This is a genomic window from Ornithinibacillus gellani, assembly GCF_003730295.1.
In the GTDB taxonomy this organism is placed as follows: Bacteria; Bacillota; Bacilli; order Bacillales; family Amphibacillaceae; genus Ornithinibacillus_A; species Ornithinibacillus_A gellani.
In genome coordinates this window covers 141,145-155,294 of sequence record NZ_QTSZ01000053.1, presented here as the reverse complement: position 1 = coordinate 155,294, position 14,150 = coordinate 141,145, and the positions used below count along the sequence as shown (strand labels likewise).

The following is a 14,150-nucleotide window of genomic DNA, read 5'->3' as shown; positions in this document are numbered from 1 at the left end:
CGACTTGCATGTATTAGGCACGCCGCCAGCGTTCGTCCTGAGCCAAGATCAAACTCTCCAAAAAAGTAAAGTTTCATACTTAGCAATCAGAAACAAATTCTGACTAATTTTTTTAAAGAAAAACAGGGTTCTGTTTCTCTTGACATACTGGTTGTTTTGTTCAGTTTTCAAAGAGCAAATATTCCGTCGCTTCAATTTGGCGACTTCTCTATCATAACATCCTTATCATCATCTGTCAACAACTTTTTTTAGGAAGTATGAAGTTGATAATGAAAAATGTATCCGTCTATTTTGACGGCTTTATTAATATACCACAGATTGATGTTTCATTTCAATATGTGAAACGAATATTTTTTTATGTTGCTATCTTAAAAGCAACGTTTATTACTTTACCATGCAAAATGAAGAAAGTCAATTTCATTTTATTACTGTATAGAATAGATAAAACAAATCTATCGGATCGTTTAGAAGTTACCCCTTTCACCCTTATTTATATATCTTTGATTATAACGATCCAAAATTATTCCTACATATACAATAACGAAAGATAATAATTCAATTTTCATTGCTTCATATGCTATACTATTTTTGTAATCGTAAAGGAGGACAACGATGGCACAGTTAGTATACTCAAGTAAAATAAATAAAATTCGTTCCTTTGCTCTCATATTAATTTTCGTAGGCATTGCTTTTATGTACGGTGGTATTATTGCTAAGAAAATAGAATGGCTAATGGCGATTCTGTTTATCCTAGGTGTATTATTCGTAATTTTAAGCTGTCTCGTTTATTTTTGGATCGGGTTATTATCCACTCGGGCCGTTCCAATTATTTGCCCCAATTGTGATAAACCAACGAAGATGCTTGGTCGGGTAGATGCATGTATGCATTGCAAGCAACCCCTAACAATGGATAAGGATCTAGAAGGTAAAGAATTTGATGAACGATATAACTCCAGAAAATATCGACGTGAATTAAAAAACAAACAAAAATAACAGTCGCCAATAGCGCTGTTATTTTTTTATTTCAAGTTTCAATTATTTCACAGCTAACAACTTTTCATTCGTGCTATAATGACCACATAATCTATAGCTTCTGATAAGGAGATAAATGATGACCAATCAACATACCCAAGCGCAATTATTTTTTAATTTTGCAGATAAGTATGGCAACACTCGTCCACTTCTTTTCGAAAAACCTGTACATATTATCGAAGCCTTACATATAGAAGAAGTGATACCGGCATTTCAGGCTGTACAAGCTGCTGTAGCTGATGGTTTTTATGCGGCAGGTTTTTTAGCATATGAAGCTGCTCCAGCGTTTCAATCAACACTACAAACGAAGACTGGGGCGAATACACCATTACTTTGGTTCGGTATTTATGAAAAACCACTGGAACAAGAATTAGAAACTATACCAAATCCTATCGAGACAAAATGGGAGCCCAATGTATCCATTTCCGAATACCACCAGCAATTACATAAAATACTTCATGATATCCAAAACGGTTTAACGAAGCAGGTTAATTATACGATAAAAATGAAAACGGAATTCCACAAAAATCCGAAAGCGTATTTCCAGCAGCTCGCTCAAGCACAAGCTGCAAATTATACCGCTTATCTGGATATTGGAGATTTTACAATCTTATCTGCTTCGCCTGAGCTTTTCTTTCGCATGGAGGAAGGGTATATTGTAACAAAGCCAATGGCGGGTACCATTGCTCGTGGAAAAACCCACGAGGAAGATGTACAAAACCATAAATGGCTGCAGGAATCTGAAAAAATCAAATTTGAAAATGAAGTAATTGTTGAGGTGATGAAATCTGAGCTCCAAAAAATCGCCAAAGCAGGTCATGTTGAGGTACCTGTTAGATATGAGATCGAAAAATACCCAACAGTTTATCAAATGACCTCCACCGTATCAGCAAAACTTGCAGATGATTTGGAGCTCATTGATGTTTTTCGGGCACTCTTTCCTTGTGGCTCCATCACTGGTTTTCCGAAAGATAAAACGATGCGCATCATTGCAGAACTGGAGAAAGAGCCGCGAGAAGTTTATTGTGGAGCAATTGGCTTCATCTCTCCAGACAATCAAGCAACATTCAATGTCCCAATTCGAACAGTTTTACTGAACAATCAAACGAAACAGGCAACCTATGGTGTTGGTGGTGGTATAACTTCTGATTCTGACCCAGATGAAGAATATAGGGAAGTATTAGCAAAGGCAGAAATTTTAACAAAACAGATAGGACAATTCCAATTGTTAGAAACGCTTCGTTTGGAAGATGGCAATTATTTTTTACTTGACCTGCATGTAAAGCGCCTTATAAACAGTGCGGATTATTACCATTTCCATTGCGACCTTCACCAAGTGAAAGACAGAATGAAGCATTTCGCAATCCGACATGCTGATGGTGCGTATAAAGTACGTTTATTAATAGATTCTGCCGGCAAAATTGACATTCAAGGTTCCAGAATCGACCCTGAACAAGTAGCTCTTCAATATGTAAAGCTTGCTAAAACACCTATCACGAGCAGTAACACCTTTTTATATCATAAAACGACGAACCGAAATATATATGAAGAAAAAAGAAAACATCAGCCTGGGTGTTACGATGTATTACTATGGAATGAAACGAGAGAAGCAACAGAATTCACCAATGGAAATCTTGTTGTAGAGTTGAACAGTAACTTGTATACGCCGCCTGTTTCGTCAGGGCTACTAGCTGGTACCTATCGTGAACACTTATTAACAGCTGGGGTTATTCAAGAAAAAGTAATTACGCTGGAGGATTTATCAAAAGCTACAGCCATTTGGTTTATAAATAGTGTGCGCAAATGGGTACCTGTACAATTCTCAGATTAATAAATCAACAATGAGAAAAACAGTCTTGAAAACAAAAAAGAGTAATCATCATCAATGATTGCTCTTTTCTCATTTGTACCAATATTTATTGTTTCGTTGCAGCTGCGACCTTTTGACATTCTTCACAAACACCATAAAGCTCTAGTCTATGATGACTAACCTTGAAACCAGTCACCTGTTCTGCCAAAGATTCCACTTCATCCAATGTTGGGTAATGAAAGTCAACAATCTTGTCGCATTCCTCACAAATAATATGATAATGATCTGTTGTATTGCAATCAAATCGGCTAGAGGAATCACCATAAGTCAGTTCTCGCACAAGTCCTATTTCTCGAAGGACACGTAAATTATTATATACGGTTGCTACGCTCATATTGGGAAATCTTCCTTCTAGTGCTTTATATATCTCGTCAGCCGTGGGATGTACCATGGAATTCAGAAGATAATCAAGCACCGCATGACGTTGTGGTGTAATACGGACACCAGATTCTTTTAATGTATCGATTGCTCTCTGCAGCTTTTTATCCGACACCGTCATGCACCTCTCTTTCAATAAATAGTTCTTTCCATATCTAATAATATTATTAGATTATAATCTTTATAATTAGTGTACGCTTTTTTATGTCCTTCTGTCAATATAAGTATATTATTATCCCGAATGATTATAACAAGCTAACATAATTATCGCTATTATTTTCACTTAAACAGCTTTCCTGTCACAGTTTAAAACAATTACAATAAAGTGAAACTTCAATAAGTGGGGGCTTACAGCCAGTTAATCTGTGATAAACACTGTACAGACAAAAGCAAGCAAGTGTTTCTTACAACACCTGCTTGCCAGCGATTAAATATCTACTTGTAAAGGAATTTCTTCCCCTTTTAATGCTTTATTAACATATCTTGCAGCTACGAATAAATAATCAGACAAACGATTCAAATAAGAGACAACCAATGGGTTTGCCAGTTCCTCTTCTCCTAAGCCTACTGCTGTCCGCTCTGCACGACGTACGATTGTGCGAGCTGTATGCAATGCACTGGAAGCCTGATGCCCGGATGGCAGAATGAACTGACGCAACGGTTCTAATTCACGATCCATTTCATCTATTTCTGACTCAAGCTCATCAATATGCTCTTTCTTTAATTTCCACTGTACCTCTTTGTCACTCGGGGTTGCTAACTCCGCTCCAACATGAAATAAAATGGTCTGAATCCGATGCATTCGCTTTACGAACAATTGCTTATTTTCCCAGTTTTCCCCTTCTAAAAAGCTCAGGGCCAAACCAATCATAGAATTCGCTTCGTCACAGGTTCCATATGCTTCCACACGCAAATCATTTTTCGGCACACGTTTTCCATAAATTAAAGAAGTTTTTCCTTTGTCACCAGACCTTGTATAAATTCGCACGTTCAATACCCCCGTTTCGTTTCAATAACATTCTTATATTGCTTACTACCATTTACATATGCCTCTAAGTTTTCCATAAAAATTGCAAGTGAACGGTCCAAATATTTTGGCGAAACGCCCGAAGCATGTGGAGTGATTGTAATATTTTCTACTTCCCATAACGGGTGATCATGAGGCAGTGGTTCTTCCTCTGCAACATCCAAAATCGCATGGGCAATTTCCTGTTCCTTTATTGCTTGGATAAGTACTTCACTTTCGACTAAATCTCCACGACCAATATTGACGAAAACAGTATGATCCTTCATGCTGCGAAAATGTTCCATCGTAAATAGATGTCTTGTTTCATCTGTACTTGGCAATACAGAAACAACAAAATCAGCTTCTGGAAGGACTTTTTTCAAATCAGCAACGGGATAATTCTCATCAAAATGCGTTACCGTTCGACCACTTCTGGAAACACCTATCGTCTTCATCCGAAATGCTTTAGCTAATCGGGCAACCTCTTGACCAATTGCGCCAGTTCCAGCTACAAGCATAGTCTGCTCCGATATTTCCTGTGGTAGCCCACGGCGTTCCCATACATGCTCCTTCTCATTCTCTATCAGCGCTTTCTCATTTCGATAAACTTGAAGCAGCATGGAAATAACATATTCTGCCATAGGAATCTTATGAATTCCACGTACATTTGTTAGCAATATATCTCGCTCGGCTATTTTTTGCAGTGGAAGCTTGTCCAAGCCTGCAGAAATAACCATGATCCACTCCAATTTTTTTGCTTTGGCTAATAATTCTTCATCAAAGTCCTCACCATATGTTACCAAAACCTTTGTACGCTCCAGGTCTTGTTTGGCTTCATCCATATTGTGATAAAAGAGAAAGGTCTCTTTCGGAAAACGCTTGGTCAGCATTTGCTGATGTTGTTCAGATAGCTTTGCTGAAAATAAAATAGTCAAATAAATACCTCCCCATTCATCGATGTGTCTAGATAGCGATCTTTTTAAATTTCCTACACATATATTGTATAAGTTATCTCTCTATCAGACAACAAAAGCAATAATTTTCTGAAGGAATGTACTTATTTGTTACTTGTTCAAACTTCCAAGCCTCGCCTAATCCTTTTTCAGCACAGCTGTATATCCTAGCCAACGTTTCATTTGTTGCCCTATCATCAAAAACATTATTTTAACATCTGTACGCAGGGAGCATTTCCGAATATATAGGGTATCCAAAGCAAGCATAGCATCTCGTTTCATATGTTTTTCTCCATACACCTGTGCAAAACCGATTAAACCAGGCTTCATGGATAATCTAGCCCATTGCCTTCTATTATAGGTTTCAGCTAATTCCATCGTCTCCGGCCGCGGTCCGACAAAACTCATATCTCCCTTTAACACATTCCACAGCTGTGGTAGTCGGTCCAATTTCCGCTCATTCAGCCAATGTCCCACTGAAGTATATATCGGAGGTGTATTTGTATGCGGCATATATATGTCCGCATGCTCCTCCTTCCATTTCTGTTTCATTGGTGTTAAAGGTAATGTATCAATCACTTGCGAAGGAATCGTCATGGTGCGAAATGAATATAAAATAAATGTTTTTTTATTTTTCCCTATACATCGTTCACGTGAGAATATAGGGCTCCCTTCTCTTTTGGATAGCCGGTAATATATAAAATAGAACAGCGGTGCCAGTATAATCAATAAACCTACCGCCCCACACAAATCCACCAAACGTTTCAGGAAAAGATAGATAGGGCGTTGAAATATATAGACAAGCGTATCCCATATGCGCCGAATCATATTGTGACACCTCACTTTTGGGTTTGGTATATCCTATTCCAATAGAGGAGTCTTTTAGAACTGAATCACTGCAATAACATGTATAGCAAATGAATGATAGCGTCTTGGAAGATAAAAAAAGACAGCTACATTCAGCTGCCCTTAGCTTTCTTGTGATGTCTTTAAATAGGTTAACGCATCTTCCACATGATTTTTAACCCGTACTTTACGATATTCCTTCACTACTTCACCGTTAGGATCAATTAAAAAGGTGGAGCGCTCTATACCATAATATTCTTTTCCGAAATTCTTCTTCAGCTTCCATACCCCATATGCTTCTGCAACTTGATGATCCACATCAGCTAATAATGTAAATGGTAAATCGTATTTTTCTATGAATTTCTGGTGACGTTCTACCGGGTCAGGGCTTATGCCGATAATCACTGCATCTAAATCGGAAAATTGCTCATGACTGTCACGGAAATCACATGCTTGGGTGGTACAACCAGGTGTCATGTCCTTTGGATAAAAATAAAGCACTACATGTTTCCCATTAAAATCACTTAAGCGAACCACGTCTCCGTTTTGATTCGGAAGCGAAAAGTCAGGTGCTTGTTTAAACGTTTTTTCACTCATTCTATCTACCTCCATCCATCATCTTATCTCTACTATAGCACGCAGATTCTTCAACTTCTATTCATCCTCCTCGTTATTCACATGCTGGTGAACAAGCTGGAGCACAAATGCTGCCGGCAACACATAGCCTATTAGCGCTTGTACGACTGCAATTAATCGTCCGATACCGATTGGTGTAATATCGCCATAGCCAATCGTCAGCATCGTGACACCACTAAAATATAAAGAATGAATTAACGAACCAACCCACTCCACTTTATCCAATTTCCCGTCTTCTACCAATAGTACCCCTTGAAAAGACAGAATAAAATACATCATGCCAAACCCAATAATGATTGTGCTGTATATGATCAAAAGGGCTATAAAAACCTCTTGTGAAAAAGTTCGTCCGTGCATATCATTCACCTGTATACGAATAAAGCTAAATAAACTAAGCAAAAGAACCAACATTGCCGCTATTAATATGCACCAAGGTAACCAAGCCACTTTATTATCCCCTCCACCCTATATTCATATATATGCCAAATAATTAAAAAGCTTGTCTGCTTCTTTCATAAACAGCCGCTCCATTCAAATCCATGTTTTTTCAACGTTTTTTTGATATATTTAATAATGTCGGTTCCCACGCATTAGGAATCACTCAGGCTACAGTTTGCATGAAGAAAGGAGTTTTGAACATATGAATTTTTCAAAATCAGAAGCATTACATGAAGAAGCATTACAGCATATTGTCGGTGGAGTGAATTCACCATCCCGTGCTTATAAAGCAGTTGGCGGAGGTTCTCCGGTCTATATGGAACGTGCCAAAGGAGCTTACTTTTGGGACGTAGACGGAAATAAATACATTGATTATCTTGGGGCTTACGGTCCCATCATTACAGGGCATGCCCATCCACATATCGCCAAAGCCATCTGCCATGCAGCAGAAAATGGAGTATTATACGGAACACCAACTGCATTCGAAAATAAATTCGCAAAAATGTTAAAGGAAGCCATCCCTTCCTTAGAAAAAGTTAGATTCACAAACTCTGGAACAGAAGCAGTCATGACAACCATTCGCGTCGCACGCGCGTATACAGATAAAACAAAGGTCATCAAATTCGCAGGCTGCTATCACGGACATTTTGATGCTGTCTTGGTACAAGCAGGTTCCGGACCAGCGACATTGGGAACTCCGGACTCAGCTGGTATACCTAAATCTGTTGCAGAAGACGTGATTACAGTACCATTTAATGATCTGGATGCATTTCGTGAAGCACTCCATAAATGGGGGGATGAACTCGCGGCTGTCTTAGTGGAACCAATTGTAGGTAACTTTGGCATTGTGGAGCCGCAAGAAGGATTTTTACAAGCTGTAAATGATTTGACACATAAAGCAGGAGCACTCGTTATTTATGATGAAGTGATTACCGCCTTCCGCTTTACATACGGAAGCGCTCAACAAGTATATGGTATTGAACCTGATCTCACTGCAATGGGGAAAATTATTGGTGGTGGGCTACCAATCGGCGCTTACGGTGGTCGTTTGGATATTATGGAGCAAGTGGCACCACTTGGACCAGCCTATCAAGCAGGAACAATGGCAGGAAATCCAGCATCAATGGCTTCCGGAATTGCTTGCTTAGAAGTTTTACAAGAGGAAGGGCTATATGAACGCCTAGATAAACTTGGTGAAAAATTGGAAAAAGGTATTCTTCAGCAGGCACAGGATTACCATATCCCAATCACCATTAACCGCCTTTGCGGTGCAATGACCATTTACTTTGGCGATACATCTGTCAGCAATTATGATGAAGCCGAAGCAAGTGATGGAGAAGCTTTTGCACGCTTTTTCCAATTGATGCTGCGTCAGGGTGTTAATTTGGCACCATCTAAATATGAGGCATGGTTCCTCACTATTGCCCATACCGAAAAAGATATCGACGAGACAATCCAAGCAGTTGGTCATGCTTTTGCCGAAATGGCAAAATAACAAAGTGAAACTTCAATCAGTGGGGGTTTTTTAGCCCTTTCCCCTCTGATTGTTAGTTGAACCAATCAAGCTTTTACTGGCTGTTGATCCCCTACTTACAATTCTTGTTATCAACAAAAATTATTGATGTAGGGGTCTTACAGCCAGTTAATCTGTGGTAAAAACAAACATGCCAGTATCCGATTTTAACGGTACTGGCATGTTTATTTAATGAACAATCATGATTTAATAAATACTTGCTCCGCATCTAAGTTTTGGACTTGATACAAATCATAATAGCTTCCCTGTTTCGCCATGAGCTCCTCGTGAGAACCCACTTCAGTAATTCGACCATGCTCCATGACCACGATACGATCTGCATGCGTTATCGTCGCGAGTCTATGAGCGACAATAAATGTTGTCCGGTCTGCCGCGAGCTTTTCCATCGCTTCCTGAATGGTATGTTCACTTTCTAAATCAAGTGCTGAAGTAGCCTCATCAAATATAAGAATAGGTGGGTTTTTCAAGAATACCCTTGCAATAGCGATTCGCTGTTTCTGACCACCAGATAACTTCACACCACGTTCTCCTACCAATGTGTTATATCCTTCAGGCAGTTCCATAATAAAATCATGGGCATTAGCAGCTATTGCAGCCTGTATCACTTCTTCATCTGTAGCCTGTGGATTTCCCATCCGAATATTTACCGCAATGGATTCACTAAATAAAATATTATCCTGGAGCACCATTCCAATTTGATCTCGTAAAGAGCGTGCTTGGACATCACGAATGTCTTTCCCATCCACACGGATTGCACCACTGGTCACATCATAAAATCTTGGAATTAAGCTGATAAGTGTTGACTTTCCTCCACCACTCATCCCAACAAGGGCAATGGTCTCCCCTTTTTCTACATGTAAGCTCACATTTTTCAAAACTTCCGCTTCTTGCTCATCATAACGGAAGGAGACATTATCCAATTCAATTTCACCTTGAACATGGTTGAGTGGGGTTGAATTTGGGCGATCTACAATGTCATATTTCTCATTCATCAATTCAAATACCCTATCAATGGAGGCAATCGATTGGGTTAACGTAGTGGAAGAGTTAATCAATCTGCGTAATGGGCTATAAACCCGCTCCATGTAACCAACAAATGCAACCATTGTACCAAGACTCAAGCTTGCATTAATTACCTGATAACCCGCAAACCCAATGACCAACAATGGTGCCAGATCGGTAATTGTATTCGTCACAGCAAAGGTTTTCGCATTCCACTCGGTATGTGTAATTGCCTTGTCCAGGAAATTACCATTTCGCTTGTCGAACTGCTCTTGTTCATAGTCCTCTAATGCAAAGCTGCGCGTTACCGGTATCCCCTGTACCCGCTCATGCAAATGTCCTTGTACTTCTGCCAAAGCTTGAGACCGTTCTCTCGTAAGTCGACGTAATTTCGCATAAAAATATTTAATCGACAAACCATACAGTGGAAAAAGAATAATCGCAACTAAGGTTAAAGGCACATCCATTGTCAACATAATAATAATGGCGATTAAAATGGTTGTTAAATCAAGCCATACATTCATCAAACCCGTTATGACAAAAACCTTCGTTTGTTCGACATCATGTATTACCCGGGAAATAACTTCGCCGGTTTTTGTCTGTGCGTAGTAGCGAAGACTCAAACGCTGTAAATGGTCAAATAGTTTATTACGTATATCATAAAGGATGTTACTGCCGACCCACTGTGCCAAATATTGTCGAATATATTCTACTGGCGGTCGTAAAATCAAGAATACAAGAAAGGCGCCGCCCATGAGCCATAAAAGATGACTATTTTTCTCGCCAGCCGTCAGTCCCTCTGCACGAATGATGTCATCAATGACATATTTAAGAATTAAAGGCATCAGTAATGGAATCGCAAACTTTACAATACCGATTAGAACCGTCCAGATAATTTTCCACTTATATGGCTTTACATATTTCATATACTGTTTAATACTGCTCATCTGTTCATCATCCTAGTATTTAAATCATTATTTCAAACTCAAATGAAAAGCCTTGCTACAAACTGTAACAAGGATTTTTCTTTGTTCCATATTCACACTTACCAGCGATAGGTTAAAAAACGTTCGTACCATTGATCAATAAATCCTGGTGCAAACGGTCCTTTACGCTGTTGCACCCATTTCTGCAAGTATTCAATATGGTTGTACAATATACGGTCAAGCACTTCAGGATAGTTCATCTGTTTTCGATGAACCTCATATTCATCCTCATCCAGGACGGTATACGTCATATCTGGGAATATTTTTAAATCCAAATCATAATCAATATACTTCACTTTTTTATCTTCATAAACAAATGGTGAACTGATATTACAATAATAATAAATACCATCTTCACGTAGCATGCCAATAATATTAAACCAATATTTCGCATGAAAATAACATATGGCGGGCTCCCGTGTCATCCATGTCCTTCCATCACTTTCGGTGACAAGTGTGCGATCGTTGGCTCCAATCACGACCATCTCCGTCCCTTTTAAAACGAGACTACTTTCCCAAACACGATGCAAGCTGCCATTATGCTTATAGCTTTCTATTTGTATTTTTGAGCCCGGAGTCGGCACAGCCATGTAATCTTCCTTTCAACAATCTGCAAAGGGCAATTGTAAACTTTCATATTATTATAAGGGCAATGACCTGAAATAGAAAGCAATTTGCCGGCATGAATCATAAAGAGCCCCCTGGATGGTCAGGAGGCTCTTTCGAATTCGTGTTTGGGGTAATGGTGTTACTTTTTATTTTGCTGAGATTTTTGATTTTGCTTTTTAACCTGTTGAACGTCAGTTTCAGCTCCAAATTCTGTTCCAAACTGACCTTGTCCTTGAGCAGCTTGCTGATTTTGCTGTTTAACCTTCTGCACATTGGTACCTGCAGCAGATTTTTTTGGGTTATTAGCCATTCATATCACCTCCGCAATAATAATTTCTCCAGTTTTATAAATGTTATCCATACTTTTTATAAAACTTATGAAGAAAATGGTGAATGGAATGGACAGCGCTTTTCAAAAATGGGGGCTTTATGAACGGCTACACTGGGACAAATAAGGAATCATTTTCTGATGAGAAACTGGAAATGGATAGTCATCTAGCTCATCTAAAGAAACAAATCGAATCCGCTCGTCAGCTAATTCTTTTGCTTCCGTTTTTGCAGCATATATATCCAATTCCCAAATTAAATGGGTAAACACATGCCTTAATTCCCCCAATTCTTCTCCAATCTGTACATTTACCCCATATTCGCTTTGTAACCAGGTTGCCGCATGTTTTTTATCCATTTCATCCAAAGGAACCATTGGAAATTGCCATAAATTTGCTAGTAATCCTTTTTCTGATCTTTTTTCAATTAAAAATTCATTCTGATCGTTTTGTATCAGTAAAGCCATCAGTGGAACAACCCTCTGCTTCTTCGCCTTGGATTTAACCGGTAATTCCGCTTGGACACCTTCAGCAAATGCTCTACAAACTTCATTTACTGGACATAATAAGCATGCAGGTGATTTCGGTGTACAAATTAATGCCCCTAACTCCATTACTGCCTGATTAAAAGAAGCAGGGTCCTCCTTAGAAATGAGGGTACGTACATGCTTTTCAAAATCCTTTTTCACACGTGCCTGTGCAATATCATCTTCAATTAAAAGCAGCCTGGACACCACACGCATCACGTTCCCATCTACCGCTGGCTCCGGCTGGTTAAAAGCGATGGAAAGTATAGCACCTCGTGTGTATGGACCAATTCCTTTAAGCTTTCCCAATTTATCCGGTTCATCTGGTATCACACCATTATACTTTTCTACCACTTCTTGGGCAGCGTTTTGTAAATTACGTGCACGGGAATAGTATCCTAAGCCCTCCCAGGCTTTCAGTACTTCTTGTTCGTCTGCTGCTGCTAAATCAAACACCGTTGGAAAAGCAGTTAAAAACCGATGAAAATATGGGATAACGGTGTCAACCTTGGTTTGTTGTAACATGATTTCAGAAATCCAAATCCGATAGGGATCCTGATTTTCACGCCAAGGTAAATCCCGTTTATTCGCATGATACCAATGGAGTAAAAGCTTCTGCATACGTGATATGTTAAAAAGTTGTAATCTTTTATCAGCCATAAATACACGTCCTTTGTGATACAATAATAATGTTATACAATTACAATACAACCTGCCGGAGAAATCTGGCGTTGCATCTACACTAGGAGGATTTCCAATATGGATACTGGAACCCATATAGCAATGGGGGTAGCCATAGCTGGTTTATCAACACTTGACCCTGCTGTGCATAGTGATCCAGCTTTATTTAACGCCGTATTTGTTGGTGTTATTGCAGGCTCACATGCCCCAGATTTCGATACCATTTTAAAACTCAGAAATAATGCGACATATATACGACACCATCGAGGATTAACCCACTCCATCCCAGCTGTCATTCTATGGGGAATATTAATTGCTGGCATCATTCATTTATTTGTGCCGCAAGTTAATTTCCTTCATTTGTGGGCATGGACGTTTCTCGCTGTTTGTGTCCATGTGTTGGTCGATATCTTTAATGCATATGGCACACAAGCATATAGACCTTTTACAAATAAATGGATAGCACATGGATTTATTAATACGTTTGATCCATACATCTTTACCCTGCATATTGCTGGTATTGGTGCATGGTTGCTTGGCGCAAACCCTGGTTACACATGGCTTGTCATTTACACCGTTATACTCTTGTACTACATTAAACGATATTTGGATAAAAGAGAAATCGTTCGGAAAATCAAGGATTATTTCCCGAATACCAAAGAAATTGCCACATCGCCAACCATGAAACAAAATTATTGGCGTGTCGCAATCACTACTACAGATAAGTTTTATGTAGGCACGGTTCAAGATGGTCACATTTCAATTGTTGATGAATTTGACAAAGTTCCATTACCTGACTCAGCGCTTATGAATGTGGCATTAGAAGATAAAAACGTATCTGCATTTTTATCCTTTTCGCCCGTTTACCGCTGGGAAATGAATCTATATGATGACTTTACTGAGGTTAGATTCATCGATTTGCGCTACCGTTCCAAAGGGCATTACCCATTTGTTGCAGTCGTTCAGATTGATGATAATATGCGTATCATGAGTTCGTATACTGGCTGGATTTTTTCTGAACATAAGCTTAAAAGTAAGCTATATATCGGAGAAAACCCAGTATAATTACATTTGCAAATGATTGATAATAAACGAAAAGCCATCGATTTATATGATTTTCACGAAAAAGCCACACAGTGGCTTTTTTATTTTTTCACAGAAGGATTTACTGAAAAGTTTGCAAAGAGCAACTAAGGGTTTCTTATGCAAATCAAAATAAAGTGAAACCTCAATCAGGGGGGTTTTTGCACTCACCCGAAGTTAGTTGAACGAATCGGGCCTTTACTGGCTTTGATCCCCACTTACAATTCCTGTTATCAACATAAA

At 39.0% G+C, this 14,150-nt stretch carries 14 protein-coding genes and 1 rRNA gene; 4 read left to right on the top strand and 11 right to left on the bottom strand.

Annotation, left to right across the window (positions count from 1 at the left end):
* Positions 1-64: ribosomal RNA gene (locus DX933_RS18230) — 16S ribosomal RNA — on the bottom strand; the annotation flags it as partial.
* 548 nt (positions 65-612) lie between these two features.
* On the opposite strand from DX933_RS18230, the gene DX933_RS18220 reads away from it, so the two are divergent.
* The gene (locus DX933_RS18220) at positions 613-993 is read left to right on the top strand and encodes a YgzB family protein (RefSeq protein WP_123317858.1); all 381 of its coding nucleotides are present in this window, start codon (positions 613-615) and stop codon (positions 991-993) included.
* 118 nt (positions 994-1,111) lie between these two features.
* Entirely contained in the window at positions 1,112-2,863 is a 1,752-nt protein-coding gene (locus DX933_RS18215; RefSeq protein WP_123317857.1) for a chorismate-binding protein, read from the top strand.
* A gap of 85 nt (positions 2,864-2,948) precedes the next feature.
* Here DX933_RS18215 and perR read toward each other — a convergent pair whose 3' ends face one another.
* The 6 genes from perR to DX933_RS18185 all read right to left on the bottom strand — a co-directional run bounded on the left by perR (position 2,949) and on the right by DX933_RS18185 (position 7,168).
* The gene (perR, locus tag DX933_RS18210) at positions 2,949-3,401 is read right to left on the bottom strand and encodes a peroxide-responsive transcriptional repressor PerR (protein ID WP_397316905.1); all 453 of its coding nucleotides are present in this window, start codon (positions 3,399-3,401) and stop codon (positions 2,949-2,951) included.
* Between the two features lie 306 nt (positions 3,402-3,707).
* Positions 3,708-4,268, bottom strand: coding sequence for a cob(I)yrinic acid a,c-diamide adenosyltransferase (locus DX933_RS18205; RefSeq protein WP_123317856.1), 561 nt, complete (start codon positions 4,266-4,268; stop codon positions 3,708-3,710).
* Positions 4,269-4,270: 2 nt separating this feature from the next.
* On the bottom strand, positions 4,271-5,221 hold the full coding sequence (locus DX933_RS18200; RefSeq protein ID WP_123317855.1) for a D-2-hydroxyacid dehydrogenase: 951 nt from the start codon (positions 5,219-5,221) through the stop codon (positions 4,271-4,273).
* A 156-nt stretch (positions 5,222-5,377) separates the two neighbouring features.
* Entirely contained in the window at positions 5,378-6,067 is a 690-nt protein-coding gene (locus DX933_RS18195) for a sugar transferase (RefSeq protein WP_123317854.1), read from the bottom strand.
* Between the two features lie 141 nt (positions 6,068-6,208).
* The gene (bcp, locus tag DX933_RS18190) at positions 6,209-6,682 is read right to left on the bottom strand and encodes a thioredoxin-dependent thiol peroxidase (protein WP_123317853.1); all 474 of its coding nucleotides are present in this window, start codon (positions 6,680-6,682) and stop codon (positions 6,209-6,211) included.
* Positions 6,683-6,739: 57 nt separating this feature from the next.
* Positions 6,740-7,168 (bottom strand): potassium channel family protein, encoded by a 429-nt coding sequence (locus tag DX933_RS18185; protein ID WP_223806041.1) that lies wholly within the window; start codon positions 7,166-7,168, stop codon positions 6,740-6,742.
* Between the two features lie 193 nt (positions 7,169-7,361).
* Here DX933_RS18185 and DX933_RS18180 point away from each other — a divergent pair, with 193 nt between their 5' ends.
* Positions 7,362-8,654 (top strand): glutamate-1-semialdehyde 2,1-aminomutase, encoded by a 1,293-nt coding sequence (locus tag DX933_RS18180; RefSeq protein ID WP_123317852.1) that lies wholly within the window; start codon positions 7,362-7,364, stop codon positions 8,652-8,654.
* Positions 8,655-8,872: 218 nt separating this feature from the next.
* On the opposite strand, the gene DX933_RS18175 is transcribed toward DX933_RS18180, so the two are convergent.
* The 4 genes from DX933_RS18175 to mutY form a co-directional block, all read right to left on the bottom strand.
* Positions 8,873-10,642, bottom strand: a complete 1,770-nt coding sequence (locus DX933_RS18175) for an ABC transporter ATP-binding protein (protein WP_123317851.1) — start codon at positions 10,640-10,642, stop codon at positions 8,873-8,875.
* Positions 10,643-10,740: 98 nt separating this feature from the next.
* A complete protein-coding gene (ntdP, locus tag DX933_RS18170; protein ID WP_123317850.1) occupies positions 10,741-11,271 on the bottom strand; it encodes a nucleoside tri-diphosphate phosphatase in 531 nt (176 codons plus the stop codon).
* A gap of 158 nt (positions 11,272-11,429) precedes the next feature.
* Complete coding sequence (locus DX933_RS18165; RefSeq protein WP_123317849.1) at positions 11,430-11,600, bottom strand: gamma-type small acid-soluble spore protein; 171 nt, start codon at positions 11,598-11,600, stop codon at positions 11,430-11,432.
* Positions 11,601-11,717: 117 nt separating this feature from the next.
* Positions 11,718-12,803, bottom strand: a complete 1,086-nt coding sequence (gene mutY, locus DX933_RS18160) for an A/G-specific adenine glycosylase (RefSeq protein WP_123317848.1) — start codon at positions 12,801-12,803, stop codon at positions 11,718-11,720.
* Between the two features lie 99 nt (positions 12,804-12,902).
* Between mutY and DX933_RS18155 the strand changes: the two genes are divergently transcribed.
* The gene (locus DX933_RS18155; protein ID WP_123317847.1) at positions 12,903-13,889 is read left to right on the top strand and encodes a metal-dependent hydrolase; all 987 of its coding nucleotides are present in this window, start codon (positions 12,903-12,905) and stop codon (positions 13,887-13,889) included.
* Positions 13,890-14,150 lie beyond the last annotated feature (261 nt).